This is a genomic window from Serratia sp. BW106 (genome assembly GCF_002607755.1).
Taxonomy (GTDB): domain Bacteria; phylum Pseudomonadota; class Gammaproteobacteria; order Enterobacterales; family Enterobacteriaceae; genus Serratia; species Serratia proteamaculans.
In genome coordinates this window covers 9,675-35,239 of the sequence record NZ_MCGS01000023.1, presented here as the reverse complement: position 1 = coordinate 35,239, position 25,565 = coordinate 9,675, and the positions used below count along the sequence as shown (strand labels likewise).

Annotated in this window: 26 protein-coding genes and 1 other RNA gene; 13 read left to right on the top strand and 14 right to left on the bottom strand. The window is 53.6% G+C overall.

The annotated features are described in order from the left end of the window. Nucleotides 1-45 precede the first annotated feature (45 nt). Nucleotides 46-222 (bottom strand): GhoT/OrtT family toxin, encoded by a 177-nt coding sequence (locus BEI65_RS16295; protein WP_012145459.1) that lies wholly within the window; start codon nucleotides 220-222, stop codon nucleotides 46-48. Nucleotides 223-444: 222 nt separating this feature from the next. On the opposite strand from BEI65_RS16295, the gene BEI65_RS16290 reads away from it, so the two are divergent. The 5 genes from BEI65_RS16290 to BEI65_RS16270 all read left to right on the top strand — a co-directional run bounded on the left by BEI65_RS16290 (nucleotide 445) and on the right by BEI65_RS16270 (nucleotide 3,821). Beyond that, nucleotides 445-603: a YqaE/Pmp3 family membrane protein gene (locus tag BEI65_RS16290; RefSeq protein ID WP_006322621.1), complete on the top strand. Its 159-nt coding sequence runs from the start codon at nucleotides 445-447 to the stop codon at nucleotides 601-603. A gap of 530 nt (nucleotides 604-1,133) precedes the next feature. Beyond that, nucleotides 1,134-1,823 (top strand): alpha/beta hydrolase, encoded by a 690-nt coding sequence (locus BEI65_RS16285; protein ID WP_099064236.1) that lies wholly within the window; start codon nucleotides 1,134-1,136, stop codon nucleotides 1,821-1,823. A 157-nt stretch (nucleotides 1,824-1,980) separates the two neighbouring features. Then, nucleotides 1,981-2,541, top strand: a complete 561-nt coding sequence (locus BEI65_RS16280) for a fasciclin domain-containing protein (protein WP_099064235.1) — start codon at nucleotides 1,981-1,983, stop codon at nucleotides 2,539-2,541. A 66-nt stretch (nucleotides 2,542-2,607) separates the two neighbouring features. Continuing rightward, on the top strand, nucleotides 2,608-3,162 hold the full coding sequence (locus BEI65_RS16275; protein ID WP_099064234.1) for an RNA polymerase sigma factor: 555 nt from the start codon (nucleotides 2,608-2,610) through the stop codon (nucleotides 3,160-3,162). Beyond that, nucleotides 3,159-3,821, top strand: coding sequence for an anti-sigma factor domain-containing protein (locus BEI65_RS16270; RefSeq protein ID WP_099064233.1), 663 nt, complete (start codon nucleotides 3,159-3,161; stop codon nucleotides 3,819-3,821). The genes BEI65_RS16275 and BEI65_RS16270 overlap by 4 nt, the downstream gene beginning before the upstream one ends. Nucleotides 3,822-3,832: 11 nt before the next feature. Here BEI65_RS16270 and BEI65_RS16265 read toward each other — a convergent pair whose 3' ends face one another. From BEI65_RS16265 to yeaG, 3 genes are all read right to left on the bottom strand, one after another. Continuing rightward, nucleotides 3,833-4,405: a type 1 glutamine amidotransferase family protein gene (locus BEI65_RS16265; RefSeq protein WP_099064232.1), complete on the bottom strand. Its 573-nt coding sequence runs from the start codon at nucleotides 4,403-4,405 to the stop codon at nucleotides 3,833-3,835. An 852-nt stretch (nucleotides 4,406-5,257) separates the two neighbouring features. After that, nucleotides 5,258-6,526, bottom strand: a complete 1,269-nt coding sequence (locus BEI65_RS16260; protein WP_099064231.1) for a YeaH/YhbH family protein — start codon at nucleotides 6,524-6,526, stop codon at nucleotides 5,258-5,260. A gap of 64 nt (nucleotides 6,527-6,590) precedes the next feature. Next, nucleotides 6,591-8,525, bottom strand: coding sequence for a protein kinase YeaG (gene yeaG / locus BEI65_RS16255; protein WP_099064230.1), 1,935 nt, complete (start codon nucleotides 8,523-8,525; stop codon nucleotides 6,591-6,593). A gap of 428 nt (nucleotides 8,526-8,953) precedes the next feature. On the opposite strand from yeaG, the gene BEI65_RS16250 reads away from it, so the two are divergent. Next, a complete protein-coding gene (locus BEI65_RS16250; RefSeq protein WP_099064229.1) occupies nucleotides 8,954-9,718 on the top strand; it encodes a MipA/OmpV family protein in 765 nt (254 codons plus the stop codon). A gap of 113 nt (nucleotides 9,719-9,831) precedes the next feature. Here BEI65_RS16250 and BEI65_RS16245 read toward each other — a convergent pair whose 3' ends face one another. Both BEI65_RS16245 and gapA read right to left on the bottom strand, forming a co-directional pair. Continuing rightward, the gene (locus BEI65_RS16245; RefSeq protein WP_099064228.1) at nucleotides 9,832-10,707 is read right to left on the bottom strand and encodes a D-hexose-6-phosphate mutarotase; all 876 of its coding nucleotides are present in this window, start codon (nucleotides 10,705-10,707) and stop codon (nucleotides 9,832-9,834) included. An 80-nt stretch (nucleotides 10,708-10,787) separates the two neighbouring features. Then, a complete protein-coding gene (gene gapA / locus BEI65_RS16240) occupies nucleotides 10,788-11,783 on the bottom strand; it encodes a glyceraldehyde-3-phosphate dehydrogenase (protein WP_085117105.1) in 996 nt (331 codons plus the stop codon). A 348-nt stretch (nucleotides 11,784-12,131) separates the two neighbouring features. Between gapA and msrB the strand changes: the two genes are divergently transcribed. Both msrB and BEI65_RS16230 read left to right on the top strand, forming a co-directional pair. Then, the gene (msrB, locus tag BEI65_RS16235) at nucleotides 12,132-12,545 is read left to right on the top strand and encodes a peptide-methionine (R)-S-oxide reductase MsrB (protein ID WP_099064226.1); all 414 of its coding nucleotides are present in this window, start codon (nucleotides 12,132-12,134) and stop codon (nucleotides 12,543-12,545) included. 64 nt (nucleotides 12,546-12,609) lie between these two features. Then, nucleotides 12,610-12,882: a YeaC family protein gene (locus tag BEI65_RS16230; protein WP_012145451.1), complete on the top strand. Its 273-nt coding sequence runs from the start codon at nucleotides 12,610-12,612 to the stop codon at nucleotides 12,880-12,882. Between the two features lie 37 nt (nucleotides 12,883-12,919). On the opposite strand, the gene BEI65_RS16225 is transcribed toward BEI65_RS16230, so the two are convergent. From BEI65_RS16225 to sppA, 4 genes are all read right to left on the bottom strand, one after another. Continuing rightward, nucleotides 12,920-14,200, bottom strand: a complete 1,281-nt coding sequence (locus tag BEI65_RS16225; RefSeq protein WP_099064225.1) for a glycoside hydrolase family 18 protein — start codon at nucleotides 14,198-14,200, stop codon at nucleotides 12,920-12,922. A gap of 232 nt (nucleotides 14,201-14,432) precedes the next feature. Next, a complete protein-coding gene (gene pncA, locus BEI65_RS16220; protein WP_099064224.1) occupies nucleotides 14,433-15,065 on the bottom strand; it encodes a bifunctional nicotinamidase/pyrazinamidase in 633 nt (210 codons plus the stop codon). Between the two features lie 22 nt (nucleotides 15,066-15,087). Next, nucleotides 15,088-16,104: an asparaginase gene (gene ansA, locus BEI65_RS16215; protein WP_037419689.1), complete on the bottom strand. Its 1,017-nt coding sequence runs from the start codon at nucleotides 16,102-16,104 to the stop codon at nucleotides 15,088-15,090. Nucleotides 16,105-16,197: 93 nt separating this feature from the next. Next, a complete protein-coding gene (gene sppA / locus BEI65_RS16210; protein ID WP_012145447.1) occupies nucleotides 16,198-18,054 on the bottom strand; it encodes a signal peptide peptidase SppA in 1,857 nt (618 codons plus the stop codon). Nucleotides 18,055-18,214: 160 nt separating this feature from the next. Between sppA and BEI65_RS16205 the strand changes: the two genes are divergently transcribed. The 5 genes from BEI65_RS16205 (at nucleotide 18,215) to BEI65_RS16185 (ending at nucleotide 23,297) form a co-directional block, all read left to right on the top strand. Then, complete coding sequence (locus BEI65_RS16205; RefSeq protein WP_085117099.1) at nucleotides 18,215-18,766, top strand: NAD(P)H nitroreductase; 552 nt, start codon at nucleotides 18,215-18,217, stop codon at nucleotides 18,764-18,766. Between the two features lie 154 nt (nucleotides 18,767-18,920). Beyond that, nucleotides 18,921-19,964 carry a selenide, water dikinase SelD gene (gene selD / locus BEI65_RS16200; RefSeq protein ID WP_099064223.1) on the top strand — a complete coding sequence of 348 codons (1,044 nt, stop codon included), beginning with the start codon at nucleotides 18,921-18,923 and terminating at the stop codon, nucleotides 19,962-19,964. Further along, nucleotides 19,964-21,082, top strand: coding sequence for a tRNA 2-selenouridine(34) synthase MnmH (gene mnmH / locus BEI65_RS16195; RefSeq protein ID WP_099064222.1), 1,119 nt, complete (start codon nucleotides 19,964-19,966; stop codon nucleotides 21,080-21,082). Before selD ends, mnmH begins: the two co-directional genes overlap by 1 nt. Further along, the gene (locus BEI65_RS16190; protein WP_198404467.1) at nucleotides 21,082-23,007 is read left to right on the top strand and encodes a DNA topoisomerase III; all 1,926 of its coding nucleotides are present in this window, start codon (nucleotides 21,082-21,084) and stop codon (nucleotides 23,005-23,007) included. The genes mnmH and BEI65_RS16190 overlap by 1 nt, the downstream gene beginning before the upstream one ends. Then, nucleotides 23,004-23,297 carry a DUF1496 domain-containing protein gene (locus BEI65_RS16185; RefSeq protein WP_099064220.1) on the top strand — a complete coding sequence of 98 codons (294 nt, stop codon included), beginning with the start codon at nucleotides 23,004-23,006 and terminating at the stop codon, nucleotides 23,295-23,297. The genes BEI65_RS16190 and BEI65_RS16185 overlap by 4 nt, the downstream gene beginning before the upstream one ends. A 9-nt stretch (nucleotides 23,298-23,306) precedes the next feature. Here the strand turns inward: BEI65_RS16185 and BEI65_RS16180 are convergent, their stop codons facing one another. The 4 genes from BEI65_RS16180 to BEI65_RS16165 form a co-directional block, all read right to left on the bottom strand. Beyond that, nucleotides 23,307-23,708, bottom strand: a complete 402-nt coding sequence (locus tag BEI65_RS16180) for a pyrimidine (deoxy)nucleoside triphosphate diphosphatase (protein WP_099064219.1) — start codon at nucleotides 23,706-23,708, stop codon at nucleotides 23,307-23,309. Nucleotides 23,709-23,753: 45 nt separating this feature from the next. Then, complete coding sequence (xthA, locus tag BEI65_RS16175; protein ID WP_085117093.1) at nucleotides 23,754-24,560, bottom strand: exodeoxyribonuclease III; 807 nt, start codon at nucleotides 24,558-24,560, stop codon at nucleotides 23,754-23,756. Between the two features lie 102 nt (nucleotides 24,561-24,662). Beyond that, a complete protein-coding gene (locus BEI65_RS16170; protein WP_085117092.1) occupies nucleotides 24,663-25,235 on the bottom strand; it encodes a TIGR00730 family Rossman fold protein in 573 nt (190 codons plus the stop codon). A gap of 162 nt (nucleotides 25,236-25,397) precedes the next feature. Next, a non-coding RNA gene (locus BEI65_RS16165) (RtT sRNA) lies at nucleotides 25,398-25,524 on the bottom strand. Between the last annotated feature and the right edge of the window lie 41 nt (nucleotides 25,525-25,565).

The window sequence follows — 25,565 nt, the reverse complement described above, 5'->3', positions numbered from 1 at the left end:
CTGACGACTGCCCCGTCGTTCTTTGGCGGGGCGGTTTCTACAGCGTTAGAACAAAGAGAACATCAACACTACCGGCAGGCTCAAAGGCCAGGTCAGACCAATCGTTAACGCACTGATAAAACGAATCTTGATGGTATCCCGGCTGACCAGGTAGGTAAAAATCATAGAAACCAACAGGCCAATTAAATAAAAGTATTGTGTTGCAACCCACAGCGACGACATGAAACCAATCCCAGTTGTATTTTTAAGCTGTAAATTTTAAGGGCTCAATTCCACATAATCAATGCTTATTAATTCTTTCTTTTATTCGCACTGTAAAACCACAATATCTGTAGATATATCCGGATTAAAAGGTTCTATAAGAATTTTCGATGAGAGCGTCATTTGAAAATGTTAAGGGTATGTAATATATTGGAGGCTTATAAAGCAAAATGAGGCGTTATTATGAGCTTTTGGAGAATCGTTTTTACCATCATCCTGCCCCCTTTGGGTGTACTGCTGGATAAAGGGATTGGCGGCGCGTTCATCCTCAACATTATTCTGACCTTGCTGGGTTACTTCCCCGGCCTGATTCATGCGTTCTGGATCCAGACCAAACAGTAGCGCATAGGGTGATATCACCAGCTTGCTGGTTTTCCCTCAACTCAATGCTACCGACCCTGGCGTGGAGACATGCCGGGGTTTTTTAATCTCTGAAGGGCCTAATGAATATTGAGGCCATAGACAAACAGCCATGAAAAAAGCATCGCCAACAGGCCTGCGATAAAAAGAATAGAGATCATTTCCTTCACGTAAAATTCCCTTTTGATTTTGTTTGAATGACTTCTCATTGTTTTTTCATGGAATTTTAGATCGTAATAGGTATAAATCCTAGTCTTAATGTGATGGCGTGGCTGATTCGTGGCCACATGCCGACGGAGATCTGGGAAATCACTCGGGCCGAATGGAACGCCAGAAGGGATGTGGCCGCGGGTTAACTATTCGTAGCTATTGCTGAAAACCACGGATGTGAACTATATACAACAGGGCATATAAGGCGTTTTGGGCTTGATGCAGATGGCGCTGGAAGGATAGCAGTGCTGTGTGAACGGGTCTGGCGTAACGCCTCCACGTGGTAAAAGAGGGAATCTGTCATGAAGGTAAAACCTACTGTAGTCCTGGTCCATGGATTTTGGGGCGGTGCAGCGCACTGGAGTAAAGTCATTACCGAACTGTCACATAAAGGATATCACTCGATTCATGCCGTAGAGATGCCGCTGACATCGTTGGCCGATGACGCAGAGCGCACGCGCAAGATGGTGGCGCAGCAGGAAGGGCCTGTTCTTCTGGTCGGCCATTCTTATGGCGGCGCGGTGATCAGCGAAATGGGCAATCAACCCAATGTGGTCGGGCTGGTGTTTATCGCCGCCTTTGCGCCGGATGCCGGCGAAAGCCCTGGTGCTATCACTCAGCAACATCCACCGATCGCAGCGGCGAACCTGGCGCCGGACAGCGATGGCTATCTATGGATTAAAGCCGATAAATTTCACGAAAGCTTCTGTCAGGATCTTCCCGCCGATGCGGCACTGGTGATGGCGGTAACGCAGAAGGCACCGCTGGCCAGCACCTTCGGCAATGAAATCACTGAACCTGCGTGGAAGCACAAACCTTCCTGGTATCAAATTTCCAGCAATGACCGGATGATTGCGCCTGAAAATCAACAGCATATGTCGGCGCGATTGAAGGCTAAGAAAGTGATCACTCTGAATGCCAGCCATGCCTCGCTCGCTTCACACCCACAGGAAATAGCCACTTTTATTGATGATGCGGCTAACGCCTCGTAAACGCCCATCGTTCAGACCCCGCAACTGCGGGGTTTTTTTATGCCCTGAGATGGGCGGCTAAAATTATTTTTCCTGCGCTGCATCCAAAAGCATCTCCTCGTACGTATATCCGAATGTGAGGCAAAACTTCACCTATCTTACTTTCGAGGAATTGGTCATGAAAAAGCTCATTACTGGCGTTTTATGTGCATCGGTCCTGTTTAGCGGCGCGTCAGCCGCTGCCATGATGTCTGATCAAGTCATGGTCGGCGGGGCAGCCATGTATCCAAGTAAAAATATCGTCGAGAACGCTGTTAACTCCAAAGATCACTCTACTCTGGTGGCAGCAGTCAAGGCTGCAGGGTTGGTAGATACCCTACAAGGCAAGGGACCCTTTACCGTTTTTGCACCAACTAATGCGGCCTTCGCCAAATTGCCCGCGGGCACCGTCGATAATTTATTGAAACCGGAAAATAAGGCGTTGTTGACCAGTGTGCTGACTTATCACGTCGTGGCGGGCAGATATGATATGAAGCAATTGGAAAAGAAAATCCACGAGGGTAAAGGGGCTGCTGAATTGAAAACGGTGAACGGACAACCTCTGTGGATCATGAGCAACGGGCCACACAATATTCAGCTTAAAGATGGAAAGGGCAATATTGCTAATATAAGCACCTATGATGTGTTCCAAAAAAATGGGGTGATTGATGTTATTGATACCGTCCTGATGCCTAAATAAATTATGGCTATACTTGGTGCGGATGGCCTGAATAACGGTCATCCTCAACCCGAATCAGGATGGGACATGACAGCACCTTTACCGGAACATGATGTGGCGATGATGAAGGCTATAGGCCGTGGCGACCGTCAGGCCTTTGAACAGCTGTATCGTCAGATGTCACCGCGTTTGTATGCCGTTGCTTTGCGCATACTACGACGACAATCCTGGGCTGAAGAAGTGTTGCATGAGAGCTTTATCAGCGTGTGGAATCGGGCTGCCAGCTATGACCCGCAGCTCAGTTCCCCTCTGACCTGGCTGACGCACATTGTGCGCAATCGTGCCATCGACTGGTTACGCGGTACGGGTGGCAGGGCGGCAGAACGTGAGGAGGAGTTCGAAGATATTGACGGCGCCAGTCTCACCGAGCCCGTCGAGGAGCTGCAGCGTTCGCAGGAGGGGCAAAAGCTGACGGCGTGTTTAGAACATTTGCCCATCGATCAACGGCAAAGCATTGTGCTGGCTTACTATCAGGGTATGTCGCACGGTGAGGTTTCTGTCTATCTTCAACAGCCGCTTGGCACAGTTAAAAGCTGGATCCGCCGAGCACTCGATCATCTAAAAGACTGCGTGGGATTATGAAAAACCGGGGGGAGTATGACTCAGCCCTGGCCGCGGAGTATGCACTAGGTACGCTGCGTGGCCCGGCGAGATTCAGACTGGAGCAGCGGATCCGTCATGAACCGGAACTGGCCGCCCTGGTGGCACAATGGCAGCGATTATTGGCTCCACTCGACGATGGGTTGATACCCATAATGCCACCGGAGCGAGTGTGGAAGAAAATTCAACTTAGCCTGCCACCGGTAGTGGGCCAACGTCGGTGGCGCTGGGATTATCTCGCCTGGGCTCTCGCCGCCGGTTTAGCCGCTGTGGTGTTGGTACCACGTTTTATCGAACCTCCGTCGGAGTTTATTCCTGCCGTGGTGCTGAATGGCAGCCAGACCGGCAGCGGACAGTGGATTGTGGGGCTGGATAAAAAGACACGACATCTGCAGTTAACGCCGGTCAATGCGCCGCCTATCGCCGTAGCTAACAGTCTGCAACTGTGGGCGATCCCTGCCGGGGAAAAACCGGTTTCGCTGGGCATCGTGGCGGCACAACGGGTGACGAGACTCGCACTGGATCCGGTTCAGTTGTCCAGGGGGATGACCATCGCCATTAGCCTGGAACCGGCCGGCGGCTCGCCAACCGGGCAACCGACGGGGCCGGTACTGTACAGCGGGCTGCTCGCCTCATTGTAATGGCAATGGTGTTAAACCGGCCTGCGATGTTCGGCCGCATGCATTGCCAGATAAGTTTTGAGATTCTCGTCGCTCACCCCTAAGGTTGCTAAAATCTCGGCCATAAAGCTGACCGGAGCGCTACCGGGGGCGGTGATCACGCGCCGATCGGCTACGGCGTAAGGCACATCCTGATAGTACGCAGCCCCACGATAATTGAGTTGCGACAGGTTTTCCGCCGAATTGGAGGTATGACGGAGGTTATCCAGCACACCCGCTTGCGCCAATACGCGGGTTCCATCGCAAATGCCGGCGACAACGATGTTCTTCTCATAGGCCTGTGCAACCAGCCCGGTGATATTGGGGGCCTGTTCTGTCTGCCATGCGGTGCCGCCACAAACGATCAACAGGTCGATTTCATCCAGTTGGATGGCCTCGATCGCCAACTGCGGTGTCACCAGCATGCCGCCGGAGGAGATGACAGGGGTCCCCTTGGGTGAGGCAAAACGGGTGTCGAAGCCATAATAGCCACGGCAGGTGGAGTTGATCAGCGCGGTTTCCCAATCGGAGAAATTCTCGGTAAGAATGGTGATAACTCGTGTCATTGGCGCGTATTTCCCTGTGCATTTGCTCATGGCGCGTGGAGGTTTTCTCCCGCAGGAATACCCAGTCTAACGGCGACCACTGCCAGTTTCTGTCAGTAGGGTTCGCGATTTAGCATTCTGTTCAGTGAAAAGGTGGAGACCAAAAAAATCCCGCACAGCGGCGGGATTAAGGGATGATATCGAAAGCTGGATGCTGTTGTGATTCTAGAGTGTTGTGTGCCATCCATATGACGACAGTAGCGCACCTGAATTTCAGCGACAAGACGATAATCTATAATGCCGCATGTATCAGAATATCCTCATAAAAAATCAGAAGTATTTGCTCAGCAGTTAATTCTGACTGGTGTTGGAAGCAAACTGGGATTAAGTGGTGTTCTGATAACGGTTATTGAACCACTTCCTTGTGGATAGGCGTCCTATCGTCGTTTTCGCTTGGCGTTGAGAGTAGTTCCCCTTCTTTGCCGCAAATACATGACAAAGGAAAATACAACAACTGCAATCAAAACGACGATGATTGCGATGGTCAGTAATTCCATGGCTCTCACCTGAGATGGCAATTTGGCCCCCCATTAAATAGGATTTTTCCTAACTTGCGCAATGGGCATTGGGTCCGTGATAGGTAATTAGGAATTACCTTAGCTATCGACGGTATCACCGGACTGGTTGAAAAAACCATGAAATGAACAACAACTTAGCTTTATATCTCAGGGGTAAAACGGGGAGGATGTTGAGTTTGTAATGAGGGGGATTATATAAAACCTGAAGTAAATCTCTCCAGTGGAGTTTTTCATTATTCTTCTAAAAGAAAACGGCCGATTAATCTGATTAACCGGCCGTGATTAATAGTACGAGTTATGCTGTTTGCTTATGAAAAAGTTCGCGGAATACCGGGTAGATATCGTCCGGTTCGCGGATATGCTGCATGGCAAAGTTTTCGAATTTTGCCTGTAAATCTTCGTACTCACGCCACAACGTTTGGTGGGCGCGGCGAGTAATTTCAATGTAGCTGTAATAACGCACCATCGGCAGCAGCTTCTTCGCCAGCAGTTCGTGACACAGTGGGGAGTCATCGGCCCAGTTGTCGCCATCCGACGCCTGTGCGGCATAGATATTCCACTGTGCCGGGTCATAACGCTCTTCAACCACTTCATTCATCAGCTTCAGCGCGCTGGAAACAATGGTGCCGCCAGTCTCCTGCGAGTAGAAGAACTCCTGTTCATCCACTTCCTTCGCCTGGGTATGGTGACGGATGTACACCACATCGACGTTTTTATAGGTTCTGCTCAGGAACAGGTAGAGCAGAATATAGAAACGTTTAGCCATGTCTTTGGTCGCCTGATCCATCGAGCCGGAAACGTCCATCAGGCAGAACATCACCGCCTGGCTGGAAGGTTCGGGCCGACGCTCATAGTTCTTGTAACGTAAATCAAAGGTGTCGATAAAGGGCACGCTTTCGATTTTTTTGCGCAGCTCGGCAATTTCCTTACGCAGCCGCTCCTCTTCCAGCAGTTGCACCGGTTCGGTGTTTTCCATCTGGGTGAGTTCATCTTCCAACTCATGTAAAGCGCGCCGTTTCCCGGCGGTCATGGCGGTCCGTCGCGCCAGTGAATTCTGCAACGAACGTACCACGCTGATATTGGCCGGCACGCCGTTGGCGGTGTAGCCGGCCCTATGGGTTTTGTACTCGGTGAGTTGCTTATACTGGTTCTTTTTCAGGTTTGGCAGCGCCAAATCTTCAAACAATAGGTCAAGATACTCGTCCTTGGAGATCTGGAAGACAAACTCGTCCTCGCCTTCACCATCCTGACTGGCGTTACCCTGGCCGCTGCCACCGCCGCCGCCACCCTGTGGGCGTTCGACGCGGTCATTCTGGACAAAATGGTCATTACCTGGATGAACGCGGTGGCGTGTGCCACCGCGACCCTGATGAAACATCGGTTCGTTGATATCGCCAGAGGGGATCGAGACTGACTCCCCGCTGTCTACGTCGGTGACCGAACGCTTGTTGATGGCTTCGGCAATCGACTGTTTGATTTGCGACTTGTAACGACGCAAGAAGCGCTGGCGGTTCACCATGCTCTTGTTTTTGCCATTAAGCCGTCGGTCAATAAAATACGCCATACTTCCCCCAAACGACGTTGCCAACTTTCTACGCCATCTCCATGACGCTAATTCTCATTAGACGTTATGAAGACTTTCTGACCCGCAGATACCATTCACACAGCAGGCGAACCTGTTTGCGGGTATAGCCTTTCTCCATCATGCGGTCGACGAAGTCGTCGTGTTTCTTCTGCTCATCCGTTGAGGTTTTAGCGTTAAACGAAATCACCGGCAGTAACTCTTCGGTGTTCGAGAACATTTTCTTCTCGATCACGGTACGCAGCTTCTCATAGCTGGTCCAGTTAGGGTTGCGGCCACTATTATTAGCGCGGGCACGCAGCACGAAGTTGACTATTTCGTTACGGAAATCTTTCGGATTGCTGATGCCGGCAGGCTTCTCGATTTTCTCCAGTTCGGCGTTCAGGGCCTCGCGATCGAACAGCTGACCGGTATCCGGATCACGGTACTCTTGATCCTGGATCCAGAAATCTGCATAGGTCACGTAGCGGTCAAAAATGTTCTGACCGTATTCCGAGTAAGACTCCAGGTAAGCCGTTTGGATCTCTTTGCCAATAAACTCGGCGTATTTCGGGATCAGGTAGCCTTTCAGGTGTTCCAGGTATTTCTCTGCCTGATCCTGTGGGAATTGCTCGCGTTCGATCTGCTGTTCCAGCACGTAGAACAGGTGGACCGGGTTAGCGGCGACCTCTGCGTGATCGAAGTTAAACACCCGCGACAAAATTTTAAACGCAAAACGGGTGGACAGGCCGTTCATGCCTTCATCGACCCCGGCATAGTCGCGGTATTCCTGATACGACTTGGCTTTAGGATCGGTGTCCTTCAGGCTTTCACCGTCATAGACGCGCATTTTCGAGTAAATGCTCGAGTTTTCCGGTTCTTTCATGCGAGAGAGTACGGTAAAGCGTGCCAGCGTTTCCAGCGTGCCCGGGGCGCATGGCGCATGGGTCAGTTCACTGTGATCCAGCAGTTTGTCGTAGATTTTGATCTCTTCCGACACCCGCAGGCAGTAAGGCACCTTGACGATGTAAACACGGTCGAGGAAAGCCTCGTTGTTTTTGTTGTTACGGAAGGTCACCCATTCGGATTCGTTGGAGTGAGCCAGGATAATACCGCTGAACGGCAGGGCAGAGATCCCTTCGGTCCCGTTGTAGTTACCTTCTTGGGTGGCGGTCAGCAGAGGATGCAGCACCTTGATCGGCGCTTTGAACATCTCCACGAACTCCATGATCCCCTGGTTGGCGCGGCACAGGGCACCAGAATAGCCGTAGGCATCCGGATCGTTCTGCGCGTGATTCTCCAGCTTACGGATATCGACCTTACCGACCAGCGCCGAGATATCCTGATTGTTCTCATCGCCCGGTTCGGTTTTGGCGATGGCAATCTGTTCCAGAATGGAAGGGCGCACTTTTACCACTTTGAATTTGGTGATGTCGCCGCCAAACTCATGCAGGCGTTTGGCTGCCCACGGCGACATGATGGTGCCGAGGTAGCGATTCGGGATGTTATATTCTTTCTCCAGAATATTGGCATCCTCCTGCGGGTTGAACAGGCACAGCGGGTGGTCATTAACCGGGCTGCGTTCACCGTTGGCGCTCAGGGTGTAAATCGGCACCAGTTGCATCAGCGCTTTCAGGCGTTCCGCCAGCGATGATTTACCGCCGCCCACCGGGCCCAACAGATAAAGGATTTGTTTTTTCTCTTCGAGCCCCTGAGCGGCGTGTTTCAGGTAAGAGACTATCTGCTCGATAGCTTCCTCCATGCCGTAGAACTCTTCGAATGCCGGATAGCGTGCGATCACGCGGTTGGAGAACAGGCGAGACATGCGCGATTCGAGCGCAGTGTCGACCATTACTGGTTCACCGATAGCCATCAGCAGACGTTCGGCCGCATTGGCATAAGCACTGCGATCTTGCCGGCAAATGGTAAGAAAGTCCTGCAGTGTGAACTCTTCGTCCTTGGCAGCTTCGTAGCGCTGGCGATAGTGGTCAAATATGTTCATGGCGATGCCCGTCCTTTCGTTATTAGCACAGGTAAAGGGAGCTGGTGCTGGTCTTTTGGCTCCCGAAAGAAGAAGTTATCCCTGAGTACAGCAACCCGTATGCCAACTTGGTGCGCTTATTATCGCGAGTTGCGCTGTATTGCCACTGGCTCAGGATTTATTCACCTTCTGATTTAAGCTTAGTTTGCATACCAGAAAATTTCCTGCTTGGTAAAAGGCTTTTTTTAAGTCATATCAATGACTCAGTTATTACAGGGATAGCCAAATGCCTTGTCTGGCGCGGCTTGCGGCAAAAAACGTCATGGTTCTGCCATGATTAATTCATATTTCCGATCTAAGTTATTCGATCTTGGTCGTTTTCTATTGTAAAGATTCAGCGCGCAACGGAATTCTCACATAAACTAAGCACGCTATTAACTCTGTTATTTATGGAAAAAGAACCAGTGAAGATTTTTAAACTTAAAACGCTAGCAATTATCGCTTCCGCAATGGTTTGTGCGCAAAGTGCTCAGGCAGGAACTTGGTCACTCGGTGCTTCAGCGCTGGTTAGCCCGGATCCGTATCGTGGCTATCAAGACCGCGTATATCCGGTACCCGTCATTAACTATGAAGGTGACGACTTCTACTTCCGTACGCTGACCGCCGGTTATTACCTGTGGAAAGATCAGCAAAATCAATTGAGCCTGATGGGCTACTTCTCCCCGTTGGGCTATCGCCCAGGTGACAGTGACGACGACCGCATGAAGCAGTTGGACAAGCGTCGTGGCACCCTGATGGCCGGTCTGGCCTATTCGCATTTTGCCGAGTGGGGCATTCTGCGCACCACCTTTACCGGCGATACGCTGAACTACAGTAACGGTATGGTGGCGGACTTTGCCTACCTGTATAAATTTGAGCTGGGCGATTTCACACTGGTTCCGGGGGCAGGCGTCTCGTGGAGCAGCAAAAACCAGAACAAATACTACTTTGGCGTGAGTGAAAATGAATCTCGCCGCAGCGGCCTGGACAGCTACACGCCAGGTGATAGCTGGGCGCCGTACGTTGAGCTGAGTGCCAACTATAAGATCAACAAGGACTGGGATGCTTTCTTTGTTGGGCGCTACATCAGTTTGTCCAGCGAAGTGAAAGACAGTCCTATGGTGGATAAATCTTACACCGGGCTGTTGATGACGGGTGTGAAATACAGCTTCTAATCGAGGCTCGCACAATTATAGTGCGATGAATGCATCATAAAGGGGCGTTAGCGCCCCTTTTGCACATCTGTGGTGCAGTGGTTGGGTGGCAGGCTTCACCTCCCATAACGGGCTCAGGCGTTGTTACGGACCCGGAAGGTCACGGCCAACCGAGCCGGTTGTTCACCTGCAGCAACCAGCGGTTTACTGATGCGACCGGTTTCTACACAAACCATGGTTTTATAACCGTCATTTGGCATATCCGCCATGCTGCAAGACAGCTCTACGCCCGGGTTCCAGGCAATCACATCACTCATGTGATGGTGATGAACCTCAATGGTGCGTTGTAGCGACGCATCCTTGATCAGGCTGAATGCGTCCGGTTGGGTATAAACCCGGTCAGTCTGGCCGACGAAGGTCACGTCACCCACCTGGCTGGCTTGTGCGCCAGCGGCCACTTTATCAATGTAAGGCTCGCCGAGGCCGGCCACTTTGACCTGGGCAATATCACCAATCTGGAAGTAGGTGTGCAGGGCGGCGGTCGCCTGGTAGTCGCCGTGAGATTCCAGCTCTATTTCACATTCTTCACCCAGTTTGAAACGGGCAATCAGCGTAAAGGCATGTGGCCACAGGCTGCGGGTTTGCTCATTGTCTTTCAGCGTAAAGGTCAGAATAACGCCGTTATCGTCTTCATCATGCGCCGTCAGGCTCCAGGCTTGGTTGCGGGCAAAACCGTGCGAAGGTTTTGCCACTGGGCCAAACCAGGGCCAGCAAATCGGCACGCCACCACGGATGGCATTGCCTGTTTTAAATGGGGTGTTGTTGCTCAGCCAAATAACCGGTTTTTCACCGGCAGGTTGCCAGGCCAACAGGTGTGCGCCTTGCAGCGAGATGACTGCGCGTACTTTAGGATGGGAAACCACTACCACCGGCAGCTCATCAAGCTGGCGTTGACTGATATAAGGTGTAATTTGTTCGGTAACGGGTAGGGTGAAAATTTTTTCGTTCATCGGGTTGCCTTTTGTTCGCCGTAAAAACAAAAAAAGGGCGACAAAAATGTCGCCCTCATCATCAGCTTAACATCAATCCATTATTTGGAGATGTGAGCGATCAGATCCAGAACCTTGTTGGAATAACCAGTTTCGTTGTCGTACCAGGCAACCAGTTTCACGAAGCTGTCGCTCAGTGCGATACCGGCTTTGGCATCGAATACGGAAGTCAGAGTTTCGCCGTTGAAATCGGTAGAAACCACTTCGTCTTCGGTGTAGCCCAGCACGCCTTTCAGCTCGCCTTCAGAAGCGGCTTTGATAGCAGCACAGATTTCTTTGTAAGAAGCTGGTTTTGCCAGACGAGCAGTCAGGTCAACCACAGACACGTTCGGAGTTGGAACGCGGAACGCCATACCGGTCAGTTTGCCGTTCAGTTCTGGGATAACTTTACCTACTGCTTTAGCAGCGCCGGTAGAAGAAGGGATGATGTTCTGGGATGCGCCGCGGCCGCCGCGCCAGTCTTTGTGAGACGGGCCATCAACAGTTTTCTGAGTAGCGGTAGTTGCATGCACAGTGGTCATCAGCGCTTCAACAATACCGAAGTTGTCGTTGATAACTTTAGCCAGTGGTGCCAGGCAGTTGGTGGTACAAGAAGCGTTAGAAACGATTTCCTGACCAGCGTAAGATTTGTGGTTCACACCCATAACGAACATAGGGGTGTCATCTTTGGATGGGCCAGTAAGAACAACTTTCTTAGCGCCTGCAGCGATGTGTTTACGTGCAGTTTCGTCAGTCAGGAACAGGCCAGTTGCTTCAGCAACGACGTCAACGTTGACTTCGTTCCACTTCAGGTTAGCCGGATCTCTTTCTGAGGTACAACGGATGGTTTTGCCGTTAACAACCAGGTGGCCGTCTTTAACTTCTACTGTGCCGTTGAAGCGGCCGTGAGTAGAGTCATATTTCAGCATGTAAGCCATGTACTCTGCGTCTAACAGGTCGTTGATTGCAACGATCTCGATGTCAGAACGTTCTTGAGCAGCACGAAAAACAATGCGACCGATACGGCCAAAACCGTTGATACCTACTTTGATAGTCATATATTCCACCAGCTATTTGTTAGTGAATAAAAGGTTGCCTGTAAAATTACAAAAACCTTACCAAGCGTCAAGCGGAATCGTGTCAATTCTTGCTGCAAATCAAACCTGGAAGCCGGGTTTGAGTGCTTATTGCACATTCCGTTTGCGTTCGGCCTCATCCGTTATATGGGGTCAAACCGCTAAGTATAAAGTCAGCCTGTTTAAGATATGTGATCGGTGTCACATATTGTCATGGCGTGACCTTTATGGGCTACAGTTTAGGCCAAAAAGCGCTGCAGTGTTGTTAATTTTTTGTTATTATTACTCATTGTTTTCGTTGACATTATCCACATTCAGAGAAACGCACAAATGGCTAAAGAGACAACCCCTGACCATCCGGCCACGGAACTGAATGAAATCCAACGTTATGTCACTCAGGAACGTGGTACCGAGGCGCCGTATTCCGGCAAACTACTGCACAACAAACGCGAGGGCGTGTACCATTGCCTGTGCTGCAACCATCCGCTGTTTTACTCCGACAGCAAGTATGACTCCGGCTGCGGCTGGCCGAGCTTCTATCAGCCGGTCTCCGACGATGCTATTCGTTATCTTGATGATAATACGCATAATATGCATCGCGTTGAGATCCGCTGTGGCCATTGTGACGCACACCTGGGGCATGTTTTCCCCGATGGCCCGCAGCCAACCGGCGAGCGTTTTTGCGTTAACTCGGCGTCGCTGAGCTTTACCGACGGTGAGAACGGCGACAAAACGGCCGGCTGACGGATTATTCAGTGAGAAAAATCGATTCAGCTAATTATTCTTCCACGAGTGAGGACATGCTCTGATGGACGTAAAAGATCTGATTGCCGCCATGACGCCGGAAATCTATCAGCGACTGGTGCTGGCCGTTGAGTTGGGCAAGTGGCCGGACGGTGTAGCGCTAACGCCGGAACAGAAAGAAAATAGCCTGCAGGCAGTGATGTTGTGGCAGTCATTGCACAACGCTGACCCGCAGCATATGAGTATCGGCACCGACGGCCAGATTGTGATGAAGAGCAAGCAGGAGCTGAAACAGCAGTTCATTGCTGAACCGCTGGTCAAGTTAAAGCCGCAGTAAATCTGACAGCAGGGCGATGCTCGCATCGCCCGCTGATTTATCGTTTCCCGCCATTAATTCCCAGTGACTCCGCCAGTTGATGTGCCAAGCGGTTATTGTCGTCTGCGCCATATTCCCAGAACATCGCACCGCCCAACCCTTTGCTTTTGATGTAGTCAGCCTTGAGTTCCACCGAACGCGGGTTCTCATATGAAATGGCAAACAGCGGCTTGCCCTCAGCGGATTTCATCGTCAGGTAGGGGACTTGTGCATCACTGTCCCAATGGGCGGTGAAGCGCCGTTGCGGATCGTTCAGCAGTTTGCTGACGATATCGTTGTATTTGAAGTAGCTGTCCTTGGTCAGATCCAGCCCCATGGTTTTAAACACGGCGGTTTCGCGTGCGGTGAAGTAGGGCTGGGTGACCGGGTTTTTGGCTGCATCCGGTTTGTCCCAGTCAACGCCCGCTTCGGTTGCCCGTTTTGGTACCCGGCCATAGAAACCAATACCCAGGTTCAACTGGGCAGGCTTCAACCCGGCCGCCAGATAGTTTTCCACCACAAAATTGGCGCTGTAACGGTCGGCGGCGGCGACGGTCGGCCACTGTTTGGAGTCATACAGGTTGGAGTTGAAGTATTGGGTGCCGTACGCCATGTCGTAGGTCATCAGGTTGATGTAATCGAGGTAGGGCGCAATGCCTTTAACATCGACCCATTCCTGCGGACTTTTTACGTTGGCGCCGACGGCGATAGTCAGCAATTTGCCTTTATCCAGGGCTTTATGCAGCTCTGCCAGCAACAGCGTGAAGTTGGCGCGATCCGCCGGTTGGCTTTCGACCAGTCCCCAGGCGCCGTTAACCGGGTATTCCCAGTCGAGATCGATGCCGTCCAGATGATATTGCTTAATTACCTGCTGCACCGAACGGATAAACACCACCCGGCTTTCCGGTGTGGCGGCCGCACCGGAGAACCCGCGTGCACCCCAGCCGCCGACGGACAGCAGCACTTTCAGTTCCGGGTTCTGTTTACGCAATACCGGCAGCAATTGCAGGTCAGCCATGACCTTGGGCGACAGATAGATTTGGTGCAGGCGAGCCGGATCTTTTAGCGCCGGGTTGGTTTCCTGTTTCTCGTCGTTGTAAATCAGGCCGAAAGAGTAATTGAGATGGGTAATCTGAGTGACGTCCAGCTTGTTGATATCGCCGCCAGGGCCGGCGGTAACGTCACCGCCGCCGTTGAAATAACCGACGGACAGGTAAGAAGCGGCGTGGGCCATGCCGGCACCGGCCATACCAAGCTGCACCGCTACCAGTAAAGGCAGCAGTTTACGGGTTAATACCATGTAATCTCCTTTGGTCGACAAGGCCGACCGAAACCGCCTGAGGCGGTAATCTAAAGCCGGGCTCAATGGGCCCCGGATGCGTATAACTTACTGATGCCAATGCATCAGCGGTCATAACAGCAAAAGCGACGCAGACGAACAAGATGTAATCACAGGAGAATGGTTGGAATGTGAGCGATGTCGAGGTTTGGACCGAGGGAAGGGTAATGGGCGCAACCCGCGCCCAGGGATATCAGCGAGCGATAAATTGTGACAGGGTAACGAGGTGTGCACCGGCCTGCTGCATCGCCTGGAAAGCTTGCTGGCTGTCGCCGGGCTGTAAATCAACGCCGCGACAGCCATCGGTGATCACAGTGGTCTGATACCCCAGCGCCAGCGCATCCAGCACGCTGAACTTTACGCAGTAGTCGGTTGCCAACCCCATAATCGCCAGATGGCTAACCTGCTGCGCTTTCAGCCAGGTGTCCAATTCGGTTTGTGAGCGGTGACCGTTGTCGAAGAAGGCGCTGTAGCTGTCGATATCCGTATTTTGCCCTTTACGGAACACCGCGATAATGTCCCGCTGGTGCAATTGTGGATGAAACTCAGCGCCCTGGCTTTCCTGTACGCAGTGCACCGGCCACCACACCTGAGGTAAGCCTTCGAGTTCACCCAGGGTACCGACCTGCGCGTTGGCGTTTACCGCAAAGCTACGGTGATTGGCGGGGTGCCAATCCTGGCAAGCGACCACCGGCTCACCGCGCGCGGTGCAGGCCGCTATCGCCTGATTGGCTGCGGTAATCACGGCATCACCGCCGGTTACCGCCAGTGCGCCGCCGGGGCAAAAGTCGTTTTGCAAATCGATAAGCAACAGGGCAGTTTTCATCGTCACTCCGTGGTGTGGAAGGTTAACCGCTGATACTCAGCTCACCGCGCAGATCTTGCTGCATCTGGCTACGGATTTGTTCCGGCGTCAGCGGTTGGCTCAGCAGGTAATGCAGCTTGGTCAATGCGGCTTCGACCGTCATATCAAACCCGCTGATGACGCCGGCATGGGCCAGCGCATTCCCGGTGGCATAACCTTCCATATTGACCCGCCCGGAGATGCACTGCGTCAGGTTGACCACCACAATGCCGCGTTCAGAGGCATCACGCAATTCATCCACCAGCTCCGCTTTTTGTGGCGCGTTGCCCACACCGTAAGAGCGCAGGATCAAGGCTTTCACCGGCTGCAGCAGGAAGTTGCGCACGACCGCGCCAGAAATCCCTGGATAAATCGTCACTACACCGATCGGTTGTGGCGTAATGTCATGCACTTTGAGTTCGCCGTTGCAGGCCGGGCTGTCGATACCGTTCTGGCGGCGAATATGAATCCCGGCTTCCAGCAACGGCGGCAGATTAGGGGAAGCAAAGGCGTCAAAACCGTCAGCATGCGCCTTGGTGGTGCGGTTGCCACGGAACAGCTTGTTGTTGAAGAACAGGCTGACCTCATTTACCGGATGGTTGGCCGCCAGATAAAGCGCGTTCAGCAGGTTGGTCTGGCCATCGGAGCGCAGTTCCGCCAGCGGAATTTGCGAACCGGTGACAATCACCGGTTTGGCCAGGTTTTCCAGCATGAATGACAGCGCCGAGGCGGTGAACGCCATGGTGTCGGTACCGTGCAGGATCACAAAGCCGTCATAGCGGTCGTAATTCAGTTTGATATCGTCGGCGATATGCTGCCAGTCTTCCGGCGTCATGTCGGAGGAGTCGATCAACGGCGCATATTCATGAATGGTGAAGTCCGGCATTTCCGGCCGGTGGAATTCAGGCATCAAGGCCAGTTGACGCTGCAGGTGACCGGAGACCGGAATGTAGCCGTGCTCAGAGCGCTGCATGCCGATGGTCCCGCCGGTGTAGGCGACGTAAATCGATTTCTTTTGCATAGTGATTGTTTTAACAGAAATAAGATGGGCTGAATTATAGGGGGATAAGCGCAGAAAAAAAGCCCGGCGGGTGCCGGGCTGAGGATTAATTTGTTAGCGGACTTCTCCGCAGGTCAAACAAATGGCGTAGCGGTTTTGCGGATCGTTCAGGTTATTGAACAAACCCGGCTGCTCTTTGACCGCCATGGCCACCGACGCCAGCGGCGCAGGCAGCATGGACTGGATGGCTGCAGGTAGCATGGCGTGAATTGACACACCAAACTGGCTGAGCACCATGTCGGTCAGGCTTGGGGTATCAACAAACCAGTTAAGCTGCCACTGTTTCAACTGCGCCAGCTCAGCGGCTTTCTTCACTGCGTCGTCGAAGTCACCCAACTGATCGACCAACCCATTGGTCTTGGCATCGCTGCCCAACCACACGTGGCCCTGAGCAATCTGATCAACCTGCTGCGGTGTCATTTTGCGCGACTTGGCGACCAGGTCGATAAAGTTCTGGTAACCTTTTTCGATGTTCAACTGCATCATCTGCGAGAACTCTGGCGGCAGCGCCTTGGTGACGGCCAGATCCGCCAGCGGTGAGGTTGCCACACCGTCGGTATGCACGCCAATGCTGTCCAGCGTCTGCTCGTAGGTATTGATCACCCCGAAGATGCCGATGGAGCCGGTGAGGGTGCTCGGGCTGGCGATGATGTAGTCCGCCGGCGTAGAGACCCAATAGCCCCCCGAGGCAGCCATGCCGCCCATGGATACCACCACAGGTTTGCCGGCGGCACGTACCGCAGCCAACTCGGAGCGGATCACTTCAGAGGCACTGACGCTGCCCCCTGGGCTGTTGACCCGGAAAATCACCGCCTTGATGGCCGGATCCAGTCGCGCCTGACGCAGTTCTGCCGCGGTGGTATCGCCACCCACGGTGCCTGGCGTTTGCGGACCGTCCATGATCGCGCCGTTAGCGAAGATCACGGCGATTTTGCCGCCCTGATCCGGCGTCGGTTTCGGCTGGTAGTCGTAGATGCTGGTCGCGTTGAAATCATTCGCCTGCTTGTCCCAACCGAAAGTCTTGATCAGTTGGTTCTCGATCACGGTGCGCGACGCCAGTTCATCGACCAGTTTGTTATCCAGCGCATACTTCGCGGTATCACCACCGGCTGCCTGCATACCGCTAAGCACCCCTGCAGCACCCGGGAACAGTTGCTGTGCGGTGATCTGACGGTTGGCCGCCACGGTATCCAGATAGTTCTGCCACAGCCCGCCAATCCAGCGGCTGTCGGCTTCACGGGCGGCCGGTGACATATCGTCACGGATCAAAGGTTCCACTGCGGATTTATACGTCCCGACGCGGAAGATGTTGGTGGTGACCTTGAGTTTTTCCAACAGCGACTTGTAGTAAAGGTTGTTGGTGGCAAAACCATGCAGATCGACTGCGCCCTGCGGTGACAGGTAAACCTTGTTGGCGTAGCTGGCCAGATAATATTGCGTCTGGTTATAGCTGTCGCCGATGGCAAAGATCGGCTTGCCGCTGTCACGGAATTCACGCAGCGCTTTACCGATGTATTGCAGTGAAGGCTGGTCAGCACCGGCAAAGTCATTTAACTGCAATACCATGCCGGTAATGTTTTTGTCGTCTTTGGCCTTGCGGATGCTGTCAACCACGTCAAACAGGGAGTTTTCCTGCAGGCGATTGCTGGAAGCGCCCAGCAGTTCACGGCCCCATTGGCGTACCTTGTTGTTCATCGACGGCTGGTCAACTACCACGCCGCTCAGATCCACCAGCAACGCGCCGCGGGTAGGGACGGCAGGGGTGGTGGCACTCTGGAATGAAAGATAAATACCGACCCCAACCAGGATCAGCAACACCAGGAACAAATTAAGGATCAGTTCCCTGATAAAGTTCAGCAGACGCCATGTCCACCTGAAAACGCCGGCAATGATTTGCCACAATGTGCGCATGTGCTCTCCAGCAAGAGTCGAGAATGTTCCGCTATCCTAATGAGCGGCCGAGGAAATGTCAGCTTTAAATCGCGGGTCACAGAGGCTAATGCCGAGGCTGTCACTCACCGTTTAGCTATGTTAACGTGATCGTAATGAAAATTGTTATCAGGAGTTTATGATGGATGCACTGGATCTTTTACTGAATCGCCGCTCTGCGTCACGCCTTGCGGCTCCTGCGCCTACGGATGAGGCGCGTCAGAATATCATCAATGCGGGCCTGCGGGCGCCCGATCATGGCGCGTTGCAGCCATGGCGTTTTGTGATGATTGAAAACCAGGGTCTGGAGCGTTTTAGCCAATTGTTACAAGCTGCTGCGAAGCAGGACGAGATGGACGAAGCCGCGATAGAAAAGGCGACAAAAGCGCCATTCCGTGCCCCGTTGATCATCACCGTAGTGGCGCACTGCACCGAAGAAACCAAGGTCCCTCGCTGGGAGCAGGTGGTTTCTGCCGGCTGTGCGGTACAGGCGATGCAGATGGCCGCACTGGCGCAGGGCTTCAATGGCATCTGGCGCACCGGTGCCTGGACCGAGCATCCTCTGGTTCGTGAAGCCTTTGGTTGCCGCGAGCAGGACGAAATTGTCGGCTTCCTGTATTTGGGCACCCCGCAGCTAAAAGCGTCTACTAAAGTGATTGCCCCAGACAGCACGCCTTTCGTCAGCTATTTCTGATCCCTGTCGCGGCGACGGAAAAATGCGCTAAATCCCGCCATTCTGTGTTGTTTCTGAGCAGGCTGTTCGGTTATCGACAGCCCGCTCTTACCATTCCCCTCGGCAAGCGCTACCCTATGCTATCTTGAATGCCGTTAACCGAAGGGAGTGGTATATGACATCGCCAGCGATCCGTTTAACCCAGTACAGCCATGGCGCCGGCTGCGGTTGTAAAATCTCACCGAAAGTTCTCGAAACTATTCTGCACAGCGAGCGGGAGAAGTTTGTCGATCCCCGCTTGCTGGTGGGCAATGAAACCCGTGACGATGCGGCGGTGTATGACATCGGCAACGGCGTTGGCATCATCAGCACCACCGACTTCTTTATGCCGATTGTTGATAACCCATTCGATTTCGGCCGCATCGCCGCCACCAACGCCATCAGCGACGTCTATGCCATGGGCGGTAAACCGATCATGGCGATTGCGATCCTCGGCTGGCCAATTGCCAAGCTGGCACCGGAAGTGGCGCAACAGGTGATCGACGGCGGGCGCTATGCCTGCCAGCAGGCAGGTATCGCCCTGGCGGGAGGCCATTCTATCGATGCGCCAGAGCCTATTTTTGGCCTGGCGGTGACTGGCATCGTCAATACCGAGCGGGTGAAGAAAAACAGCGCGGCGCAGGCCGGATCCAAATTGTACCTGACCAAGCCGTTGGGCATTGGCGTATTAACCACCGCCGAAAAGAAAAGCAAACTGTTGCCAGAGCATGAAGGCCTGGCGACCGAAGTGATGTGCCAACTGAATAAACCGGGCACGGATTTTGCCGAAGTCGAAGGCGTGACGGCGATGACCGATGTCACCGGCTTCGGCCTGCTGGGCCACCTGAGCGAGGTTTGCCAGGGCTCAGGGCTACAGGCGACGGTATGGTTTGATCAGGTCCCTAAACTGCCTGACATCGAGCGTTATATTGCCGAAGGCTGCGTACCCGGCGGTACCGGGCGCAACTTTGAAAGTTACGGCCATCTGGTTGGTGAAATGACCGACCTGCAGCGCCAATTGCTGTGCGATCCGCAGACCTCCGGCGGCTTGCTGCTGGCAGTGCTGCCTGAAGCGGAGCAGCAGGTGCAGGCGATTGCCGAGCGCCACGGCATTCAACTCCAGGCTATCGGTGAACTGCATGCGGCCGTGCCGTCCAAACCCCTGATCGAGGTTGTCTAGTGTCAGCCTCGAGGGAACGGGAAGACACCCAGGACTACCGCCGTATTTTTTTGCAGGATATCCCGCTGATTGACGTGCGCGCACCGGTTGAGTTTCAGCAGGGTGCGTTCGCCAATGCGCTGAATCTGCCGCTAATGAATGACGATGAACGGCAGGCCGTCGGCACCTGTTACAAACAGCAGGGGCAGCAGGCGGCGATTGCGCTGGGTCATAGCCTGGTTAATGGCAGGCTGCGCGAGCAACGCACGGCGGCCTGGCTGGCGCAATGTGCCCAATGGCCGCAAGGCTATATTTATTGTTTCCGCGGCGGTTTGCGTTCACAGCTGGTGCAGCAGTGGCTGCGTGAGGCTGGCGTGACCTACCCGCGCATCACCGGCGGCTACAAGGCACTGCGTAATTTCCTGCTCACCACGCTGGAGCAGAGCGCCGAACTGCCGATGGTGTTGATCGGCGGCAATACTGGCAGTGGTAAAACTCTGCTGGTCAATGAACTGGCCGATGGCATCGATCTGGAAGGTGCTGCACACCACCGCGGTTCATCTTTTGGCCGAACGCTGGTGGATCAAAGCGCTCAGATAGATTTTGAGAATCGTCTGGCTGTGTTATTGCTGAAAAAACAGCATGGTGGCTGCCGCCGTTGGGTGCTGGAAGACGAAGGGCGCATTATCGGCAGCAACAACCTGCCGTTAGCGATCTTCAACCGCATGCAACTGGCACCGGTAGCGGTGATAGACGATCCCTTTGAGGTGCGTCTGGCCCGGCTACAGCAAGAATATATCGATCGGATGCGTATTGAGTTTGAACAGGCTTATGGCGTGCAGCTTGGTTGGCAGAAGTACGATGAGTATCTGCATCACGGCCTGTTTGCCATTCGCCGCCGCCTGGGGCTTGAACGTTTCCAACAGCTGACGCAACGCCTGGAATGGGCACTGCAGTGCCAGCAGGCCAGTGGAAATAGTGACGAGCATCAGGCGTGGCTGGTGCCGTTGTTGCAGCACTACTACGATCCGATGTATCACTACCAATTGGAAAAAAAATCCCAGCGGATTGTGTTCCGCGGGAATTATGCTGAAGTAAGAGAATTCCTGATGACGTACAGCCAGAATAACGGTGAATAATGCGACTGTTTATTGCCGAAAAACCGAGTTTGGCGCGCGCCATTGCCGACGTCCTTCCCAAGCCGCATCGTCGCGGCGACGGATTTATCGCCTGCGGTAACAATGATGTGGTGACCTGGTGTGTGGGCCACTTATTAGAACAGGCGCAGCCGGATGCCTACGACAGCCGTTATGCGCGCTGGTCGCTGGCGGATCTGCCGATCATCCCTGAAAAGTGGCAGTTGCAGCCGCGTCCGTCGGTCAGCAAGCAGCTTAATGCCATCAAAAAGCTGCTGCACGAGGCCGATGAAGTGGTGCATGCCGGTGACCCGGATCGCGAAGGCCAATTGCTGGTGGACGAGGTGTTGGATTACCTGGCGTTGTCGCCGGAAAAACGCCACAGCGTCCGCCGTTGTCTGATCAACGATCTCAACCCGCAGGCGGTAGAACGCGCCATTGAACGGCTGCGTGATAATCGCGACTTTATCCCCTTGTGTGTCTCTGCTCTGGCGCGCTCCCGCGCAGACTGGTTGTATGGCATCAACATGACCCGCGCTTACACCATTTTGGGACGCAATGCCGGGTATGACGGTGTGTTGTCGGTGGGGCGGGTACAGACGCCGGTGCTGGGGTTGGTGGTACGGCGTGACGAGGATATTGAAAACTTCGTTTCGAAGGACTTCTTCGAAGTTAAAGCACACATCGTGACGCCCAAAGACGAACGCTTTGTCGCTCTGTGGCAACCCAGTGACTCCTGTGAGCCTTATCAGGATGAAGAAGGGCGCCTGCTGCACCGGTCGTTGGCAGAACACGTGCTCAAACGTATCGAGGGCCAGCCGGCGCTGGTCACGTCTTATAATGATAAACGGGAATCAGATACCACCCCCTTGCCGTTTTCACTGTCGACTTTGCAGATTGAGGCTTCCAAACGCTTCAACCTGAGCGCGCAGCAGGTACTGGACGTCTGCCAGCGGCTGTATGAAACCCATAAATTGATTACCTATCCGCGTTCTGACTGTCGTTACCTGCCGGAAGAGCACTTTGCCGGGCGTCATTCGGTGTTGAACGCCATCAGTGTTCATCAGCCGGATCTTTATCCGCAGCCGGTGATCGACAGCGATCGTCGTAACCGCTGCTGGGACGACAAAAAGGTCGATGCCCACCACGCCATTATCCCGACCGCCCGCGCTAGTAAGGTCAGTCTCAGCCAGGACGAACTGAACGTTTACGGTTTGGTTGCGCGACAATACCTGATGCAATTCTGCCCGGATGCCATGTTCCGCAAGTGCGTGATTGAGCTGGATATCGCCGGGGGCAAGTTTATCGCCAAGGCGCGTTTTCTGGCGGAAGCCGGGTGGCGAACGCTGTTGGGCAGTAAAGAGCGCGATGAGGAAAACGAAGGTTCTCCGTTGCCGGTGGTGGCGAAAGATGACGAGCTATTGTGTGAGCGCGGAGAGGTGGTTGAGCGTCAGACACAACCGCCGCGGCCGTTCACCGATGCCAGCCTGCTTTCCGCCATGACCGGGATTGCGCGTTTTGTTCAGGATAAAGCGCTAAAGAAAATCCTGCGAGCGACCGATGGTTTAGGGACCGAGGCTACGCGCGCAGGGATCATAGAATTGCTGTTCAAGCGGGCGTTTTTGTATAAAAAAGGGCGTTACATTCACTCCAGTGAAACCGGTCGGGCGTTGATCCATTCGCTGCCGGATATTGCCGCCCGTCCTGATATGACCGCCAACTGGGAAGCCACGTTGACGCAAATCAGTGAAAAATCCTGTCGCTATCAGGACTTTATGCAACCTCTGGTAGGCACTTTGCAGGAGCTGATTTATCAGGCCAAGCAGAGCCGGGCGAGTATGGCGTTTCGCGGGTTGCCGCCGTCACCTTCTACCGGGGCGAAAAAACGCAAGAAAAGCGCCGGTAAGGCGCGGGAGAAGAGCGAATGAATTATGGCTTACTGATGCTGGCCAGCGGCGCATTGCTGTTTTGTTCCACGGCGATGGCCAATCGTGGTGACGTGGATGTGGTGGTGCCAGTGTCGCCGGAAATCTGGGGTACGGCAAAAAATGCTGCCACTCAGCCAACGGCACAACCTTGCGTTCGCTGCTGTATCTATCAGGATCAAAACTATTCTGAAGGGGCGGTGCTCAAGGTGGAAGGGGAAGCGTTGCAGTGCGTACGCGACCCCAACGTGGTGGGGACTAACCCGTTGATCTGGATGCGTCTGAAGAAGTGACGCTGTAACTCAGACCTTCGCCCGCTGTGTGGCGATATAGGCAGTTAATAGCGGTACGTCCGCCGGGGCCAGGGGATAGTCAAACGCCTGCTCCGGCGCTAACCAAACAAAGTCCGAATGGCAGCGGTTTTGTAATTCACCGCTGAAGGTTGTCACCCGCCAGGCATGCAAGCGAATAATGCGTTCGCTTTGCTGCCACTGATTGCTGGCGACATAACTCCCCACACTGGCGACAATTCCTAACTCTTCGTCCAGTTCACGCGCCAGCGCCTGAGGTTGGCTCTCGCCTGCCTCGACCTTACCGCCGGGAAACTCCCACAGCCCAGCCTGATCGCTGCCGGCATCACGTTGTGCCAGAAGAATTTTGCCATTTTTTTCAATGATGGCGGCGACGACATCGATAATTTTCATGCGTACCACATAGCAAAACCCCGGCGGTGGCCGGGGTTGGATAAATTATAGTGAGAACTCTGCCCAGACCGGGGCGTGATCCGAAGGTTTTTCCATCCCGCGGATCTGATAATCGATGCCAGTCGCGGTGCAGCGTGCGGCCAATGGCGTGCTGGCTAACAACAGGTCGATACGCAGGCCCCGGTTTTCATCGAACCCACGTGAACGGTAGTCGAACCACGAGAATTCATCGTTACGTTCCGGGTTCGCATGGCGATAGGTATCTACCAGGCCCCAGTTCATCAGGCGGTCCATCCATTCGCGCTCTTCCGGCAGGAAGGAGCACTTACCGGTACGCAGCCAGCGCTTGCGGCTTTCTTCACCGATACCGATGTCGTAATCGCTTGGGCTGATATTTACGTCACCCATCACCAGTACCGGTGAGTCCACCGACATTTGCTGCTCCAGGTAGTTTTGCAAATCCTGGTAGAAGCGCGTCTTGGCTGGGAATTTGATCGGATGGTCACGGCTTTCACCCTGCGGGAAGTAGCCGTTGATCACCGTCAGCGTGCCTTGTGGTGTCGCCAGATCGGCCATGATGATGCGGCGCTGTGCGTCTTCATCATCGGTCGGGAAACCACGGCGTACGGCAAGCGGTTTTTCTTTGGTTAGCAGTGCCACGCCATAGTGGCCTTTTTGGCCATGGTAGAACACGTGATAACCGTGCTGACTGACTTCTTCCAGCGGGAACATGTCATCGTGAACTTTCGTTTCCTGCAGGCCGATGACGTCGGGCTGATGCTGTTCAATGATGGCGGCCAGTTGGTGCGGACGCGCACGCAGTCCATTGATATTAAAAGAGACAAACTTCATGAGCGGTGCCGTTTTTACAAGAAAAATGTGTTGAGATAGTAGCAGAGTTTGGCCAGAAATGTAACGCAGGCCAGCGGCAACGGCCGCCGGCGGCAAGCCAAATTATTTTGCCCAGCGGTCGTAATTCTTCGGCTGATAGTCGTCGAATTGCTGCAGCAAGGTTTGCGCTGAATCGCTGATATGCATGGTGCCGAGGTAGTCATGGCGCATAAAGCCCTGATCGGCTACGTGTTGCAGGAAACTGTTTAACGGGCGATAAAAACCGTTTACGTCCAACAGACCCACCGGTTTGCTGTGATAGCCGATCTGACCCCAGGTCCAGATTTCAAACAGTTCCTCCAGAGTGCCTATGCCGCCAGGCAGAGCAATAAAACCGTCTGCCAGAGCCGCCATGCGCGCCTTACGGGTGTGCATGTCCGGGACCACTTCCAGCTCCGTCAGACCTCGGTGTGCGGTTTCTGCTTCGACCAGGCGCTCGGGAATGATGCCCACGGCCTCACCACCGGCGGCAAGGACTGCATCCGCCACAATGCCCATTAACCCTTTTTTACCGCCGCCATAGATGAGGCGTCGGCCCTGAGTGGCCAGCGTCTGACCCAATTGCCGCGCATTCTCGGCATAAGCAGGATTAACGCCTTCGCTGGCGCCACAAAAAACGCAGATATTGTTACGCATGCACTTTCTTCCTTACTGCATTAAAGAAGTCAGTGGTATAGCGAATTGTTGGCCGGAGTTCAAGTTGAGGATGCGCTAACGGATTAAGGGAATTGATAAATGGGAGATCTGAGAGATAAAGAGGATTTGGTGTTTGATTGGGTTCTTGGGGACATACAAGGATGGTGGTGGGGGAAGGATTATTCGTCGCTATGCGACTCACCCTTCGGGCCGCGCTGAAGCGCGTTGTCTCACTGCGTGAGACTCGAACCTTGTCGAAGCTTCTCATCCCTCCCGGTAAGGAGTGATGTGGTACTTTCAGGTTTGATTTAATACTGGGGGATATACAAG